14 protein-coding genes are annotated in these 13,525 nt (G+C 61.7%); 5 read left to right on the top strand and 9 right to left on the bottom strand.

Annotation, left to right across the window (positions count from 1 at the left end; genetic code table 11):
* The 4 genes from I6E56_RS08600 to I6E56_RS08585 are packed head-to-tail and all read right to left on the bottom strand — an operon-like array spanning nucleotide 1 to nucleotide 3,873.
* Entirely contained in the window at nucleotides 1-1,440 is a 1,440-nt protein-coding gene (locus I6E56_RS08600; RefSeq protein ID WP_197137366.1) for a protein O-GlcNAcase, read from the bottom strand.
* Nucleotides 1,437-2,195, bottom strand: coding sequence for a sugar isomerase domain-containing protein (locus tag I6E56_RS08595; RefSeq protein ID WP_197137364.1), 759 nt, complete (start codon nucleotides 2,193-2,195; stop codon nucleotides 1,437-1,439). Before I6E56_RS08595 ends, I6E56_RS08600 begins: the two co-directional genes overlap by 4 nt.
* Nucleotides 2,192-3,115, bottom strand: a complete 924-nt coding sequence (locus I6E56_RS08590) for an N-acetylglucosamine kinase (protein ID WP_197137362.1) — start codon at nucleotides 3,113-3,115, stop codon at nucleotides 2,192-2,194. Before I6E56_RS08590 ends, I6E56_RS08595 begins: the two co-directional genes overlap by 4 nt.
* A complete protein-coding gene (locus tag I6E56_RS08585; RefSeq protein ID WP_231606289.1) occupies nucleotides 3,115-3,873 on the bottom strand; it encodes a GntR family transcriptional regulator in 759 nt (252 codons plus the stop codon). Before I6E56_RS08585 ends, I6E56_RS08590 begins: the two co-directional genes overlap by 1 nt.
* 191 nt (nucleotides 3,874-4,064) lie before the next feature.
* Between I6E56_RS08585 and I6E56_RS08580 the strand changes: the two genes are divergently transcribed.
* The 3 genes from I6E56_RS08580 to I6E56_RS08570 are packed head-to-tail and all read left to right on the top strand — an operon-like array spanning nucleotide 4,065 to nucleotide 6,634.
* Entirely contained in the window at nucleotides 4,065-4,658 is a 594-nt protein-coding gene (locus I6E56_RS08580) for an N-acetyltransferase (RefSeq protein WP_197137360.1), read from the top strand.
* A complete protein-coding gene (locus tag I6E56_RS08575) occupies nucleotides 4,655-5,671 on the top strand; it encodes a Gfo/Idh/MocA family protein (RefSeq protein WP_197137358.1) in 1,017 nt (338 codons plus the stop codon). Before I6E56_RS08580 ends, I6E56_RS08575 begins: the two co-directional genes overlap by 4 nt.
* A 51-nt stretch (nucleotides 5,672-5,722) precedes the next feature.
* The gene (locus tag I6E56_RS08570) at nucleotides 5,723-6,634 is read left to right on the top strand and encodes a TerC family protein (protein WP_197137355.1); all 912 of its coding nucleotides are present in this window, start codon (nucleotides 5,723-5,725) and stop codon (nucleotides 6,632-6,634) included.
* A gap of 103 nt (nucleotides 6,635-6,737) precedes the next feature.
* Here I6E56_RS08570 and I6E56_RS08565 read toward each other — a convergent pair whose 3' ends face one another.
* Nucleotides 6,738-7,385 (bottom strand): heme oxygenase (biliverdin-producing), encoded by a 648-nt coding sequence (locus tag I6E56_RS08565; RefSeq protein WP_197137353.1) that lies wholly within the window; start codon nucleotides 7,383-7,385, stop codon nucleotides 6,738-6,740.
* An 89-nt stretch (nucleotides 7,386-7,474) separates the two neighbouring features.
* Nucleotides 7,475-7,882 (bottom strand): DUF4383 domain-containing protein, encoded by a 408-nt coding sequence (locus I6E56_RS08560; RefSeq protein ID WP_197137351.1) that lies wholly within the window; start codon nucleotides 7,880-7,882, stop codon nucleotides 7,475-7,477.
* Nucleotides 7,883-8,067: 185 nt separating this feature from the next.
* Here I6E56_RS08560 and I6E56_RS08555 point away from each other — a divergent pair, with 185 nt between their 5' ends.
* A complete protein-coding gene (locus tag I6E56_RS08555; RefSeq protein ID WP_197137350.1) occupies nucleotides 8,068-9,210 on the top strand; it encodes a mandelate racemase/muconate lactonizing enzyme family protein in 1,143 nt (380 codons plus the stop codon).
* Nucleotides 9,211-9,275: 65 nt separating this feature from the next.
* Nucleotides 9,276-10,037: a FadR/GntR family transcriptional regulator gene (locus I6E56_RS08550; protein ID WP_197137347.1), complete on the top strand. Its 762-nt coding sequence runs from the start codon at nucleotides 9,276-9,278 to the stop codon at nucleotides 10,035-10,037.
* Between the two features lie 74 nt (nucleotides 10,038-10,111).
* On the opposite strand, the gene I6E56_RS08545 is transcribed toward I6E56_RS08550, so the two are convergent.
* From I6E56_RS08545 to I6E56_RS08535, 3 genes are read right to left on the bottom strand one after another with little or no spacing between them, the layout of a single operon-like run.
* Complete coding sequence (locus tag I6E56_RS08545) at nucleotides 10,112-11,023, bottom strand: carbohydrate ABC transporter permease (protein WP_231606288.1); 912 nt, start codon at nucleotides 11,021-11,023, stop codon at nucleotides 10,112-10,114.
* Nucleotides 11,010-11,966 (bottom strand): carbohydrate ABC transporter permease, encoded by a 957-nt coding sequence (locus I6E56_RS08540; protein WP_231606287.1) that lies wholly within the window; start codon nucleotides 11,964-11,966, stop codon nucleotides 11,010-11,012. Before I6E56_RS08540 ends, I6E56_RS08545 begins: the two co-directional genes overlap by 14 nt.
* Nucleotides 11,967-11,992: 26 nt before the next feature.
* Nucleotides 11,993-13,375, bottom strand: coding sequence for an ABC transporter substrate-binding protein (locus I6E56_RS08535; RefSeq protein WP_197137346.1), 1,383 nt, complete (start codon nucleotides 13,373-13,375; stop codon nucleotides 11,993-11,995).
* Nucleotides 13,376-13,525: the final 150 nt, after the last annotated feature.

Genomic DNA, 13,525 nt, shown 5'->3' with positions numbered 1-13,525 from the left:
TCATTCCTTTGCTGTAGGTGAAGCAGTGTCGGGTGATGCAGTGCGGTGTGGTGCAGACGGTACAGGTAATGCAGGAGGTGCAGGAGGTGCGGGTGGTGAGCCCTCGGCAGAAGCGAGTTCAGCCAAAGTCATATCGAGCAGGTCGCCGAAGACGCGACGGTGGGCTGCGCGAAGAGTGTGCAAGTAGGGGAGAAGACGGGAGGGACCGTCGGCGGTGAGACGACCGGTGGCGGAGAGTTCTGCGATTTCCACGAGCGCACGCGCGCCCACTCGGAACGACTCAAGCCACGGCCGAACCTCGGAAATGAGTTGCGGGTTTGCCACTGGGCCGTCGAGCAATCGGTCTGCGGCACCGAGCATGGTGTGGGCAACTGCGAGCAGGTCGGCGGCAGCGGTGGCCGCATCACCGTACTCCGACTCAAAAGTGAAGCGCTCGAGGGCCTCGCCCACAACCGGCGCATCGTCGGCCGAGAGGCACGAGGAACGAACCGTGTCAGCAAACAGCCTGAAGTCGTCGACGTTGTCTTGGCCAACGACATCCAGCATCGCTTGCTTCCAGCTGGCTTCTGCGTCGTAGTGCTCGGGGTCGCGCAAGTAGTCGGCGATTGTGGCGAAGGGAATCTTGGATGACTCGAAGAGCTCCATGCCGTTAGCAATGATGCCCGTGGAGAAGCGGTGCAAGTGCGGATCTCGACCCTGGTAGGGGCCGATGTGGAGCTCGTGGCCCATCGCGACGTCGTTCACCGGGTAGTTGTCCCAGTAGGTCGCGGGGCGGCCGGTTGCCCGGGCAAAGACGGCAGCGTCGGCAAGGTCGAGGGTGGCGGAGCAGATGGCCCGGCCAGTCCAGAAGAGGTCGATGCGCGGATCAATGCCGCGACCAAGGCGAGTGATGTAGTCCTCGTCGCCGTAGCCCCAATACTGCGTGGGACACACCGTGAGGTGGGTATCGGCGTCGAATTGCGAAAAGACATCCCCAATGAGGGCTTCGTGAGCGGTAACGAGATCGGGGAATGCTGCCACGTCGGCCGGATGTTGCAGCCGGGCCGGGATGTCATCCAGCAGCAGTCCAAAGCTGGTGACGCCCAATTCGCGCACGGCGCTGAACTTGGCGAGCAGCATCTCGATGTCGGCGTTGCTCGAGTACTTCATGGTGAGCCCGGGGGAGAGGCAGTACATGAAGGTCATGTTGTTGTCGTCACAGCGTGCGATGAGTTCGGCCATGCGGGCGAGCTCGGTGCCGGCGTAGGGGGTTCGCCATTCGTGACGAACGAGCGGGTCATCTTTGGGCGAGTACACGAAGGTGTTCATGCCGCGGTTGCCGAGGAAGCTGATGAGGTCGAGGCGTTGTTCGTGGCTCCAGGGCGCGCCGTAGAACCCCTCGATAACGCCTCGAATGGCGAAAGCGGAGGAGTCAGAGACGGCTCGGGAGCGTGGGTTCATGGTGTGGTTACCGGGGTGGTGTATTTGAGGTTGTTGGCATCACCAGCTGTGGTGTTGGCGCTCTGGTAGATATCGGGGGTGACGCCGGCGTCTACTGCCAGTTGAATAGCTTCGGCCATGACCGCGTTGAGAATGGCCGCTCCCACCACAGTAGAGGTGGCGGACACTCGGCTGCTCAACCCGGCGATCTCAACGGCCGCGTCGCCGACGGCGCCACCGTTGTCGATCACCACGGTGGCGAGTTCGTGCAGTCGTGGCCGCGTTGTGGGGCGAGCCTCGGGGGAGGTCGCGTGCGTCAGGCTCGTGAGGGCAATGACGGGGGTGCCATTAGCCATTACCTGTTGCACGAGTTCGGAAGTCACAGCGTTGCTTCCGGAGTTGGATGCCACGATCAGCACGTCGTTCGCAGCGATCGGGTGATCGCGCAGCAGTGCCGAAGCGAGCCCGGGCAGGCGCTCGAGGGACGTGCTGAGCGGTGCACTCGTGTGCAGCATCAGGCCTTCGAAGAGCAGCGGCTGAACGTTGACTAAGCCGCCAGCGCGGTAGTACAGCTCTTCAGCGAGCATGTGGGAATGACCGGTGCCAAAGATATGAACGATGCGCCGGTTGATGAGAACGTCGGCCACCAGTCGAGACGCCGCACGAATGTTCGGAGCTTCATCGGTGCTCAATCGGCCAATGAGTTGAGCCGCTTGCGTGAGATACCGTGCAGCGGGGGAGTGCACATCGAGATTGTGGGGGCTCGTGAGAGTCATTCGGGGCTTCCTTTTTTCCACACGTAAATGAGATCGCGATAGAGATTGTCGGTGTCGCCAGTTCCCAACAGCAGTGCACCTTCGAGAGCCGACGCATCCGCGGGGCGAAACGACATGCCTTCATTGGCGAGGCGCTCGACGAGACGGGCGAAGAGGAGAGTGTTGGGGCCGAGCAGTTTGCCGCCGAGGGCGAGCGGGGCATCATTGCCCACCCAATTCACGCCAACGCGGGCGGTGAGAAAGAGTTCGTGCGCCGCAGCGGTCACGATGGCGTCGGCGACGGCATCCCCCGCAGTTGCCGAAGCGAGCACGGCACGGGCGAACTGGGCAATGCGGTTGACCGGGCGGTAGGTGCTATGAAGGCGTGCGGCGATATTCGTGAGCCCATCGAAGTGTTCTGCCGCTCGTGCCGTCAGGGTGGTGCTTGGTCCGCGCCCGTCGAGTTCCTTGAGCACTGCAGAGATGCCGCGACTGCCGATCCAGAACCCGCCGCCGGCATCCCCTAAGAGATAGCCATCGCCATCAATAGCGTGGGATTCTCCCGATGGTCGCACAGCGAGGCAGGCGACTCCCGTGCCGGTAATGAGCGAGACGCCGGGCTCGATGGAGAGCGCACCCGCGTGGGAGGTGACGGTGTCATCCGCGATCCAGACCTCGCTGGCCCCCGTCGTTGCAGCGACAAGTTCAGCGAGACGGGTGGAAGACGCGGCATCCGCCGGGGACGTAGTGAGACCCATCACGACCCGATCAACGGGTTCGAACTTGCCGTGTATCCAGGCGTTTGTGATCGCGGCAGCAACCGTGCGCAGCGTGTCGCCCTCGAGGCGGCTTACGCCGTCGACCTCAACGGTGCCGGGTTGTGCACTGCTTTTGAGGCGAATTCCAGATTGGCCGCCGTCGACAGCCAGAACCCGAAACATTAGTTGTTCCGCGGCTGTTCGGCCGAGAAAGCACCGCCCGAAACTTGAGCCGTCAGCTGGTACTTGTCGCCGCGGTAGAAGCAATTGGCGATCATGATGATGTTTCCGCGGGCATCAGAGTCCACCATCCGGATGCGCAGGCAGGCCTGGTTTTCGGAGATGGTGAGCAACTCGCGCACTCGTTCATCAGGCAGCACTGGCTCGATCGACACGTTCGCGGCGCCAGGGGCGATGCGATAGCGGCTACTCAGAAGTTCGTAGAGCGAACCCCCGAGGTCGCTGCCGTTGATTCCGGGAACGAGCGCTTGGGGAATCCAGACCGTTTCTACCGCCATTGCTTCGCCACTGCCCAAACGCAGGCGAGTGAAGCTGACCACAGGGTCACCAGCAGAGATGTGCAGCTGAGTGGAGATTGCGGCATCCGCCGGCGCCACTCGGTAAGCAAGAAGGCGGGCGCCCGGTTCGAGACCGCGGTCACGCATGTCTTGAGAGAACGAAGTGAGCCCGAGCAGGCGAACGAAGGGCTGAGGGGTGACGTAGGTGCCGGAACCGTGGCGTCGTTCGACCAGTCCCTCGGCAACGAGAGCATCAACGGCGCGACGGATGGTCATGCGAGCAACGCCCCAACGGGCGCTCAAGTCGCGTTCGCTAGGCAGACTCTTGCCTACCTCGGTCGACGCTACGAGTTCTCGTAGGCGTGCTCTCAAGGTGTGCCTGGTGGTTTCCTCGACAACTGTCACCTCCTCATTAGAGTCCATTTTGACCATCCGGGTAAAGAGCGAAGTAGACCACTCCGGGGTACATTTCGGTGAAATATGCTCGAAACATACAAGATTATGACCTGATTGCACCCGTAAATTCACGGTTGAGGGCAGGCTCGCTAGACCACTCCGTTGCGAAGGTGGAACGGCTGAACTAGACCAGTTGACGCGGGCGATATGGTGAAACCATGAGTCAGATTCGGCCTGCGGGTCCCTACGATCTTCCCGGCACCTACCGAGTCTGTCTTCAGACAGCGGATGCCGGGGCTGATGGGAGCGCTCTCTACGAGAATCCCGACCTTCTTGGCCACATTTACGTTGGTCCGTATTTGGTCGGTGCGCCCGATCTCGCATTCGTGATCGCGGACGAACTCGGAGTCGCCGGCTACGTTCTTGGCGCCGCAGACACGCGCCAGTTTGAGGCGTGGCAAGAGCGTGAGTGGTGGCCGGTATTGCGCGACCAGTACCCCGCGACGGCGGGTGATTCGCTCGACGACGAACTCATCTCGCACCTTCACACTCCGGTCACAGCGCCCGCGGGTGTCGTTGCCGACTATCCAGCGCACCTCCACATCGATCTTCTGCCGCGCGCTCAAGGGCAGGGCCTCGGGCGAACGATGCTCGAGACACTGTTCGAGGCGCTGCGCGCTCGCGGAGTGCGCGGCATCCATCTCGAGGTTGGCGAAGACAATCACAACGCCATCGCGTTCTACCGCCACCTTGGTTTCACAGAACTTGCTCGGGGCGCCGACTCGATTTGTCTGGGAATGGAACTGTCGTGATTCTGCCTAACTCCACTGCAACGCCGCTCCGGGGCGGCCCAACACTGCGTTGGGGTGTCCTTGCCCCGGGGGGTATCGCCACCGATTGGGTTGCCGCGATGCACGCCAACACCGATCAGCGAGTGGTAGCCGTCGCGTCACGTTCTGCGGACCGCGCCGCTGAGTTCGCTAAGAAGCACGGCATCGAGCGCAGCTATGGCAGCTATGACCAGCTGGTGGCCGACCCCGAGGTCGACATCATCTACGTTGCCGCGCCGAACGTTTTTCATCGGCCGCTGGCGTTGCTCGCCATTTCAGCAGGCAAGCACGTGCTCATCGAGAAGCCGCTCGGCATTGATGCCGCTGATGCTCGCGTGATTGTGGATGCCGCCCGTGCCGCAGGCGTGTTCGCCATGGAAGCCATGTGGACTCGCTTCTTGCCGCAGACGACGATCATCGCGCAGCTGCTCGCCGAAGGGGAGCTCGGCGATCTGAAAGTTGTCACCGCCGACTTCGGGGCCAACTTTGGCGCCCCCGCCGGCCAGCCCGTGTTCGACCCGACCATGGGCGGTGGCTCGCTGCGCGACATTGGCATCTATCCCGTCTGGTTCTCTCAGTTCGTGCTCGGCGCTCCCAGCGCAGCGGTGGCAACGGGGCGGATGCTCGCGAGCGGCGTTGATGGGCAGGCGGCGATGATTCTCGACCACGCCACCGGTGCCCAGGCTGTGTTGCACACGACCATGCAGGCCGACACCCCCACGGAGGCCCGCATCAGCGGCACCCGTGCTCGCGTTGAAGTGCGTACTCCGTTTTATGCGCCGAACGGTTTCGCGGTCGTGCGCGATCACGAACGCACCGAGTTCACTGACAGCACGGGTTTGCGTGGTCGTGAGGGACTCGCTTTTCAGACGACGGCGATTGCCCAGCACATTGCGGATGGCCGCACCGAAGCCCCCGAGCATCCGCTCGACACATCACTTACCGTGCTGCGTACGCTTGACGGGCTGCGCGCGCAGATCGAAGCGATGGGCTAATTTTCTCAGGCGCACTCTCCCAATTGCGGGCCTCTAGTGGAGAATTGACGAATGGAATTCTCCTTCGCCTTTACGCCTGACCTCATTGCGGTCTTTCTCACACTCTTCGTTCTCGAAATTGTGCTCGGTGTCGACAACGTCATCTTCATTTCGATCCTCGCATCGAAACTGCCGAAAGATCAGCAGGCGAAGGCTCGCAACCTGGGCCTCACCCTCGCGATGCTCATGCGAATCATTCTCGTTCTGTTTGCGGGCTGGATCATCACATTGAAGGACGAAATTTTCGTCATCGGTGAGCTCGGATTCTCGTGGAAAGACATCATCCTCATTGCGGGTGGTCTCTTCCTCGTCTACAAGGCCGTCACGGAAATACACCACAAACTGGAAGGCGACGAAGAGCACAGCACTGGAGGTGGCAGGAAAGCAGTCACCTTCGGGTCGGTCATCGCGCAGATTCTGGTGCTCGACCTCGTCTTCTCGCTCGATTCCGTTATCACGGCAGTCGGTATGACAGAAAACCTCGTCATCATCATCACCGTGGTTGTGCTGTCGTTCGGAATCATGCTCTTCGCGGCCCGCTTTATCTTTACATTCGTCAACGAGCATCCAACAGTGAAAATGCTGGCCTTGTCGTTCTTGCTCCTCATTGGAGTCTTCTTGATCGCCGAGGGATTCGGGGTCTACATCGACAAAGCTCTCATCTACGCGCCGATGGCGTTCGCGATTCTGGTCGAAGCTCTCAACTTGATCGTTGCGGCCCGGCGAGCGAAACGCGAGGAGCGTCGCCAGCGCCCCGTGGGCCTGCGCCCGCGGTACGCCGATGTCGACGAGTCGATCGCGGTGCACACTGCTCTCGAGGGCCGTTCCAGCGCCGGGTCGGTCGGGCTGTCAAAGAAGCCCGTTGAGGGATCCGTAGATTCTGAAGCTGACGGCGTTCGCGATGAGCGCTCGGGTCTCGGATAGCGCTCAGACCTCGGACAACGCTGCGGGCGCAACAGCAGGCAGCAGAGGAGAACGTTGCCCAAGGCGGGCCGTGCCGGTTCGGCGACACGACCCGCGCGGCAGGCTAGGCGGCCGCTTTCGCGCGCGACAGGTCGATGAACAGGTCGGTGTTGAACTTGTACGCAACGAGCACTTCGTCAATGACTCGGTCGCGTTCAGCGTCATCCCACTCGACAGCATCTAGCTGGTCGCGGTACGTGTTTTTAAACTCTTTGGGCTTCGCAATCTCATCGAAGAGGTAGAAGCCGACGCCGTTGGTTTCGAAACCAAACTGGCGCTGCATGATGGTGCGGATCACCTGCCCACCCGAGAGATCGCCGAGGTAGCGGGTGTAGTGGTGGGCGATGAATCCGCCAGCCCAGTCTTGGGCAGCAACTTCGCGCACGCGGGCCGCATAGGCAGCGGCAGTGGGGAGCGGAGCGATCTGGTCGCGCCAGTCGGCACCAATCAGAAACTCGAGGTCTGCTTCGATTGCGGGCAGGCGCGTGAGCTGCGACGTGATGAAGGGCGCGGCAACGGGGTTGCTGGCGAAGTGGTCGGCGGCCGCTTCAATCGCTTCGTAGATGAAGTAGTGCTGTGCCACCAACGCGATGTAGTCCTCGCGAGTTCCCTTTCCCGTCATGAGGTCTTTCATGAAGTCAGCACCTTCGCTGTCTCCGTGGCTCGACCAGGTGCGCTCGCGAAGTGCTTGCGAGAAAGGAATTACAGCCACGGAGTCTCCTAGATGGGGGTTAGGTGACCCTCACTCTAGTGGGGCGTTTAGACGCCCGGCATCATCCGAAAGTTGGGTATTCGGCTCTGTTAGGCACTGACTCCGGTAGCGCGCTTGTCGGCACCGATGCCAACCAAAAGAAGGATGACGGCGCCCGCGAAGTGCAATGCGTTGTCAGCCGAATTGAGGGCAAGGATGTTGTATTCCGAGCCGACGAGCAGCAGACCAGCAAAGCCGAGCACGAGAAAGCCGAAGCCAAGAGCGGAGTTGACGGCTCGGGCGGTCGCACGGTTGGCGAGTGCGGCGAGCACGAGGGCTGCACCGACCACGATGTGGACAACGTTCTGGAATCCGTTCACGCTGAAGATGTTGGCCAGAAGCGCACCCTCCGTCGCGAAGAATTCGATGCCGCTGGTACGAAAAAATCCGAGCATGCCGATGAGTGCGAAGAATGCTCCGACGGTGGCTCCGAGCATGCGGTTGGGTGATCGAGTCATGATTGTTCCCCCTTGTGCGCACACTAGGTGAGTGCGCATCGTGTGCTCTCTATTCGTAGTCGCATCGAGCAACGTTCGCTAGGGGGAGGGGTAGGTGAATTCTCTCCCGAGCACAATAGAACATATGATGTATGCTGTTTACGCGCAGTGGTTCACTGCGCGCACAGCGATCATCAAAGGCGAAGATGAAGATTACCGGCTACCGCTGCCTCAGCAGCGTCCACAACTGGGGGCGTCCCGTTGGCGACGTGAACGGCTTCGTCGCCTCGGGAATCACCGAATTTCCCATCGTTCTGCTCGAAACTGACGTTGGCATCACGGGTGTTGGTACCGGTTCCCACCGCGACCTCGACCAGATCTTCCCCGCCATCGAAGGCCAAGACCCCCGTGCGGTATCGGCCCTGTATGACCGGATGCTCGCCCAAGTCTTCAAATCAGGCCACGGTGGAGCCACTTTCGGCGGCATCGGCACCTTCGACATGGCGCTGTGGGACATCAAAGCAAAAGCCCTCGGCGAGCCGCTCTGGCGATTGCTCGGAGCGCGCGACAAATTCGTGCCCGGCTACGCCTCGGGCCTCGACATTGCGCTCGACGATGATGCACTCTCGAGCTTCTACGTCGGCATGGCAGAGCGAGGCTACACCGCCGGAAAACTGAAGGGTGGGCGCGACCATGAGGATGACATCCGTCGCCTCACGCTTGTCGAAGACGCCCTCAGCATCAATGCTCGCAAGCCCGGGCTCATGCTCGATGCAAATGAATCGTGGAACCTGAAACAGGCCGAACGTTTCATGGCAAAAATCGAAGATGAGCTCGACCTCACTTGGATTGAAGAGCCCTTGCGCCGCTGGGACGCCGCTGGTCACGCTCGCTTGAGCCGCTCCATCCGCGCCGCTGTCGCTACCGGCGAGAACCTGACCGGGCTCGAACAGTATTCGCAGCTCTTCGATCTCGGCGGCATCGACATTGTGCAGGTCGGCAGCGTCTGGGGGATCACCCACTTCTTGCGGGTCGCGCACGCCGCACACAGCCGCAACCTGCCGGTGAGCCCGGTGGGCCTCACTCTCAATTCCGCGCTTGCTGCTGCCGCGGCATCCGTGCCCAACCACCTCACTGCCGAAGTGCAAGACGTGAACGCGCCCTTCGGTGTCACGATCGATCAAGAGTTCATCGATGGCGGAATCGTCGTCGGAGACACCCCCGGTGTCGGAGTATCGATCGACGAAGAGGCCATCGCGGCGCAGGCGACAACCCATGCAGGATGGTTGGCTCCCGGCGGCCCTCATGTGCGCTCCGAACGTGCAGGGCTGCGGCTCGTCGGTGAATAGTCCGGCCTATTGCCGGGCGGAGTGCCGTAGCTCAGCGCACGGAGGGGCTCCCCTATGCTGGGTGGATGGATCTTGTGAGTGCCGATGATGCTGCGCCCAAGTGGCTAGCGAATGGCGAAGTAGGCCGTGCGCCGGCCGCTCGACTCGGTGTTGCGGTCGTTCGCGAGATTGTGGACTCGATCGTCACTGAGCAAGTCCCCGCCGGCACAACCCTTCCTCCCGAAGGCACCTTGAGCTCCCACTTTGGAGTGAGCCGCACCGTGATTCGAGAGTCCGTGAAGCGGGTTGAAGAAAAAGGTCTTGTTACCGTAGCTCAAGGCCGCGGAACCACCGTCAATCCCGCAAGCTCGTGGAACATGCTTGACCCGGTAGTGCTGTCCTCCCTCGTCGACAACGACGACACTCTTGGTGTGCTGGATGAACTCGCCGTCGTGCGCGGAAGCCTCGAAGCCTCAATGGCGGGTGCTGCTGCCACGCGCCGCACCGACGACGATCTCGCCGCCCTCCGAGCGCTCACGCAGCGCATGGAGACGAGCCTCGGCGATGCCGAAGAGAACAACCAGGCTGACGCAGAGTTTCACCACCGCGTGATGGAGCAGTCGGGCATCCGCCTGGCGGCAAACATCACCGGAATCCTCTTTGACCGCGCCCTCTCGAGCACCCGATTCGTGGGAGCACCCGCCGATGAAGACTCACTGCGGGTCACTCTCGCCGAGCACGTAGCCGTCTTGGATGCCATTGAGCGCGCAGACAGCAAAGCCGCGTCTGAAGCGATGGCGACCCACATCTCGCGCGCGTGGCTGCGTCGCCGCCCCACCGCATCCTGACCTTCGGTCGCTCGAGGGTGTAGCTCGCGTCGCGTGCTGCCGCCACGTTCGCACCTGTCCGCAGGCGGAGAGCCTTAGCCCTTGGTACCGCCCGCGGTCATTCCGGTGACGAGGAAGCGCTGCGAGAACAGGAACAGGATCAGCACGGGCGCCACCGACAGCAGCGTTCCTAGCGCGAGAACCGGTAGCTCAATCGTCGTCGAGCCCGCATTGGTGGGGTTGAACTGGGGAACGTTCGCGAGCATTTCTGCGAGCCCGACCTGAATCGGTGCGCCCTTGCCCGGCACGGTCACGAAGGGCAGGAAGTAGTTGGTCCAGTTGGCCACGAAGCTGAAGAACCCGACCAGTGCGATCACGGGTACCGCGAGCGGCATCGCGACCTGGGTGAAGACACGGAACTCTCCGGCACCATCGAGGCGGCCGGCATCCAAGAGGTCACGCGGCACGGTCGTGGAGAAGTAGATGTAGGTCAGATAGACGCCGAACGGAAAGAACGAGTACGGCAGGATGACGGCGAGCGGTGAGCCAATGAGGTCGACGGCGCTGAGCTCGAGAAAGACCGGCAGCACGAGGGCGGTGTTGGGGATGAGCATCACGATGAGCGTGGTCGCGAGCAAGAGCTTGCGGCCCTTGAACTCGGTGAGCGCGAGAGCGTAGCCACACGGGATGCTGATCACGAGAGTGAGCACGAGTGCTGCTCCCGAGTAGAGCGCGGAGTTGCCGAGCCAGGTCCACACAAGGCCGTCTTGGTAGGCCACGAGGCTCGCCCAGTTCTCGGCCAGCGTGCTGAAGCTGCCGAACGAGAACGGGAAGTCGAGTAGCAGCTGCCGGGCATCCTTCGTCGGAGCAAACAGCAGCCACACGATGGGGATTATGAAGAACGACACGAAGACGACCGTGATGGAAGCGCCGAGTACTCGCCAGAGCCACTGGCCGGGGCTGCGTTCACTGCGACGTGCGGTGAGTGAACTGTTAGTCGCGCTCAAAGAGACCTCCACGGAAGACAAAGAAACTGCTCAAGCCCAGGGCGACTGCGAGCAAGACGAGCGAAATTGCTGCCGAGCCGTTGAAGTCGTTTTGCTTGAACGCATACAGGAAAGCGAGTTGGTTGAGCGAGTAATCCTGAGGCACAACACCCTTGCTCGCGATCGAGAGAACGCGAGGCTCCACGAAGAGTTGGGTTCCTGCCGCGAGAGAAAGGATGGCCATGTAGGAGATCCACTTGCGCAGCAGCGGGATCTGGATGTGCCAGGCCACGTTGATGGGGCCAGCGCCGTCGATGCGAGCGGCTTCCATAATCTCCGAAGAGATGTTGTTGAGGGCGCCGTACATGATGACGATCCAGCCACCGGCGCCGGTCCAGAACGCGATAATCGCGAAGATGACGGGGAGCTGATCGACGCGCACCACTTGCACGAACGAGTCGAAACCGAAGGCGTCGAGAATGAAGGAGACAGGGCTCACGGCGGGGTCGAGCACGAACAACCACAGCATGACGCTGGATGCTCCGGCGAGGGCGCCCGGGATGTAATAGAAGAAGCGGATGCTGGTCGAGAGCCAGCGGGTCTTGATGGAGTGGGTGATGATCGCGAGAAGAACGACGATGATCACGAGCCCCACAAGCCAGACGGCAACGAAGAGAGCCACGTGGCCGAGGGCGGGTAAGAAGCGGTAGTCGCTGAAGATCTTGGTGAAGTTGGAGACGCCAGCGAAGCTGCCGTTCTTCGTGAACGCCAAGTAGATGGCGTAGATGGCTGGCAGCACACCAAACGCGATCAAAAAGAGGGTGTAGCCGCTGGAGAAGGCCGCCCCCACTTGCGCTTGTGAGCGCGAAAGTGAGGGTGAGGCCGAGCCGCGGGGGGACCGCTGCCGACTCGTGCGAGAGTCGGCAGCGGCCTTAGTCGTGGATGTCACGGTCGTGGATGTCACGTGTCTCCTGGGTAGAGGTGTGGCGGTTACTGAACTTGGTAACCGACTACCTGCGCTTCATTCTGCATTTCTTGCTGCCAGGCATCCGATAGTTCTGCAATCGACTTGCCTTCGGCGAGACCCGGAACGATGATCTTGGCGTAGGAGGTTTCGATGCTGAAGTCGGGGTAGCTCCACCCGCTCCACACGGAGGTGGCGGCAGCGTTCATGGCGCCGGTGAAGTCTCCACCGAAGAATCCGCTGGACTCTTGGTCGGCGAGCCACGATTGCGCAGCGGCGTCGTAGGCGGGGAGGCCGCCGGTGCCGGCCACGGCTTCATCGCTTGTGATGAATTCCATGAAGGTTTCCACCGCGTCGAGGTTCTCGGAGTGGCTCGAGGCGTACCAGACGCCGCCACCGATGTTGCCGGTGACTGCTTCTTCGCCTTCCCAGACGAGAGGTGCTGCCGCGGCCCAGTCACCCTCAGCAGCGTTGATGTTGCTGGGATTCTGGATGAGCGCTCCGGCGTACCAGGCAGCTCCGGGCAGCGCGAGCAGCTTGTCTGACTGCTCAACGAATTCGGCGCTGAAGAGGCTGTCGGAGATGAGCGAACCGTTGTCGTGCATCGTGTCGAGCATCGCCGTCACTCGCTGGGAGTTCGGGTCTTGCAGGTCGGAGATGAAGGTGTCGCCGTCGAGCTGGAAGATCGGTGCTTGGCCAGCCCAGTAGTAAACGTAGGGGCCAACGAAGGAGTCGCCGATGGAACCGAGGAAGTAGCCGGGGTTCTCGTCAGCGAGCTGGGCGCCGAGTGCTTCGTAGTCTTCCCATGTAGTTGGAACGTCGTAGCCGAGTTCGTTGAAGAGGCTTTCGTTGTACCAGAACAGAACCGGGGCGAGGTCGTTACGCAGGCCGTACACGGTGCCATCGACGGTCACGGGGTCGAGCGCGCCGGCGGTGAAGCCGTCGAGGAAGTCTTGCTCGAGGTAACCGTTGTTGAGGGGTGCAGCGAAAGCCTGGTTGCCGTTGGTCTCTTGCGCGGCCCACGAAGCGTCATTGGTTTGGCTGGAGAAGACGGCGTCTGGCCACCCTTCGCCGGCCTGATCGGCGAGCGAGATCTTGGTCTTCAGGGTTCCGGATGCACCGGCCGAGCCATCGTCGATCACGAGGTCGACATCAATCTCGGGGTGAGCCTCAATGAAGGCTTCGACGGCGGACTGGCGGGCGGCATCCGCCCAGATGGTGATGGTGGAGTCGGCGACTTGTTCCGCGGCGGCGAAGCCGTACTCATCGTTGAACTCTGCGGATTCGCTGCTGCAACTAGCGAGGAGTCCGAGCGCTGCGACGGTCGCTACGGCAGTAAGAAAGCGGCGTGATCGCTGGGGGCCAAAGTGCTGTGGTGCCATGTCGGTGGTGCCTTTCTGGGTCGACATCGTTGACGACTAGCCGCAGATTGCGGTGAGAACAGTAGATCATACGTGTGACGTTTGCGCAATAAGCGCTATAGAGAGGCGCGACACCCGCCTGACGGCGGGCTCGGAGGCAGTGCGGAGGCAGTGCGGAGTCGGGGCGGAAGCGGTGCG

Source organism: Salinibacterium sp. NK8237, assembly GCF_015864955.1.
In the GTDB taxonomy this organism is placed as follows: Bacteria; Actinomycetota; Actinomycetes; order Actinomycetales; family Microbacteriaceae; genus Rhodoglobus.
This window is presented reverse-complemented; position numbering and strand designations above follow the sequence as displayed.

What these genes read in the sequence shown, in the direction of transcription:
- I6E56_RS08555 (WP_197137350.1), top strand. Translation starts at nt 8,068, where the DNA reads ATGAAGATTACCGGCTACCGCTGCCTCAGCAGCGTCCACAACTGGGGG.
- I6E56_RS08580 (WP_197137360.1), top strand. Translation starts at nt 4,065, where the DNA reads ATGAGTCAGATTCGGCCTGCGGGTCCCTACGATCTTCCCGGCACCTAC.
- I6E56_RS08585 (WP_231606289.1), bottom strand. Translation starts at nt 3,873, where the DNA reads ATGGACTCTAATGAGGAGGTGACAGTTGTCGAGGAAACCACCAGGCAC.
- I6E56_RS08590 (WP_197137362.1), bottom strand. Translation starts at nt 3,115, where the DNA reads ATGTTTCGGGTTCTGGCTGTCGACGGCGGCCAATCTGGAATTCGCCTC.
- I6E56_RS08550 (WP_197137347.1), top strand. Translation starts at nt 9,276, where the DNA reads ATGGATCTTGTGAGTGCCGATGATGCTGCGCCCAAGTGGCTAGCGAAT.
- I6E56_RS08560 (WP_197137351.1), bottom strand. Translation starts at nt 7,882, where the DNA reads ATGACTCGATCACCCAACCGCATGCTCGGAGCCACCGTCGGAGCATTC.
- I6E56_RS08535 (WP_197137346.1), bottom strand. Translation starts at nt 13,375, where the DNA reads ATGTCGACCCAGAAAGGCACCACCGACATGGCACCACAGCACTTTGGC.
- I6E56_RS08600 (WP_197137366.1), bottom strand. Translation starts at nt 1,440, where the DNA reads ATGAACCCACGCTCCCGAGCCGTCTCTGACTCCTCCGCTTTCGCCATT.
- I6E56_RS08570 (WP_197137355.1), top strand. Translation starts at nt 5,723, where the DNA reads ATGGAATTCTCCTTCGCCTTTACGCCTGACCTCATTGCGGTCTTTCTC.
- I6E56_RS08595 (WP_197137364.1), bottom strand. Translation starts at nt 2,195, where the DNA reads ATGACTCTCACGAGCCCCCACAATCTCGATGTGCACTCCCCCGCTGCA.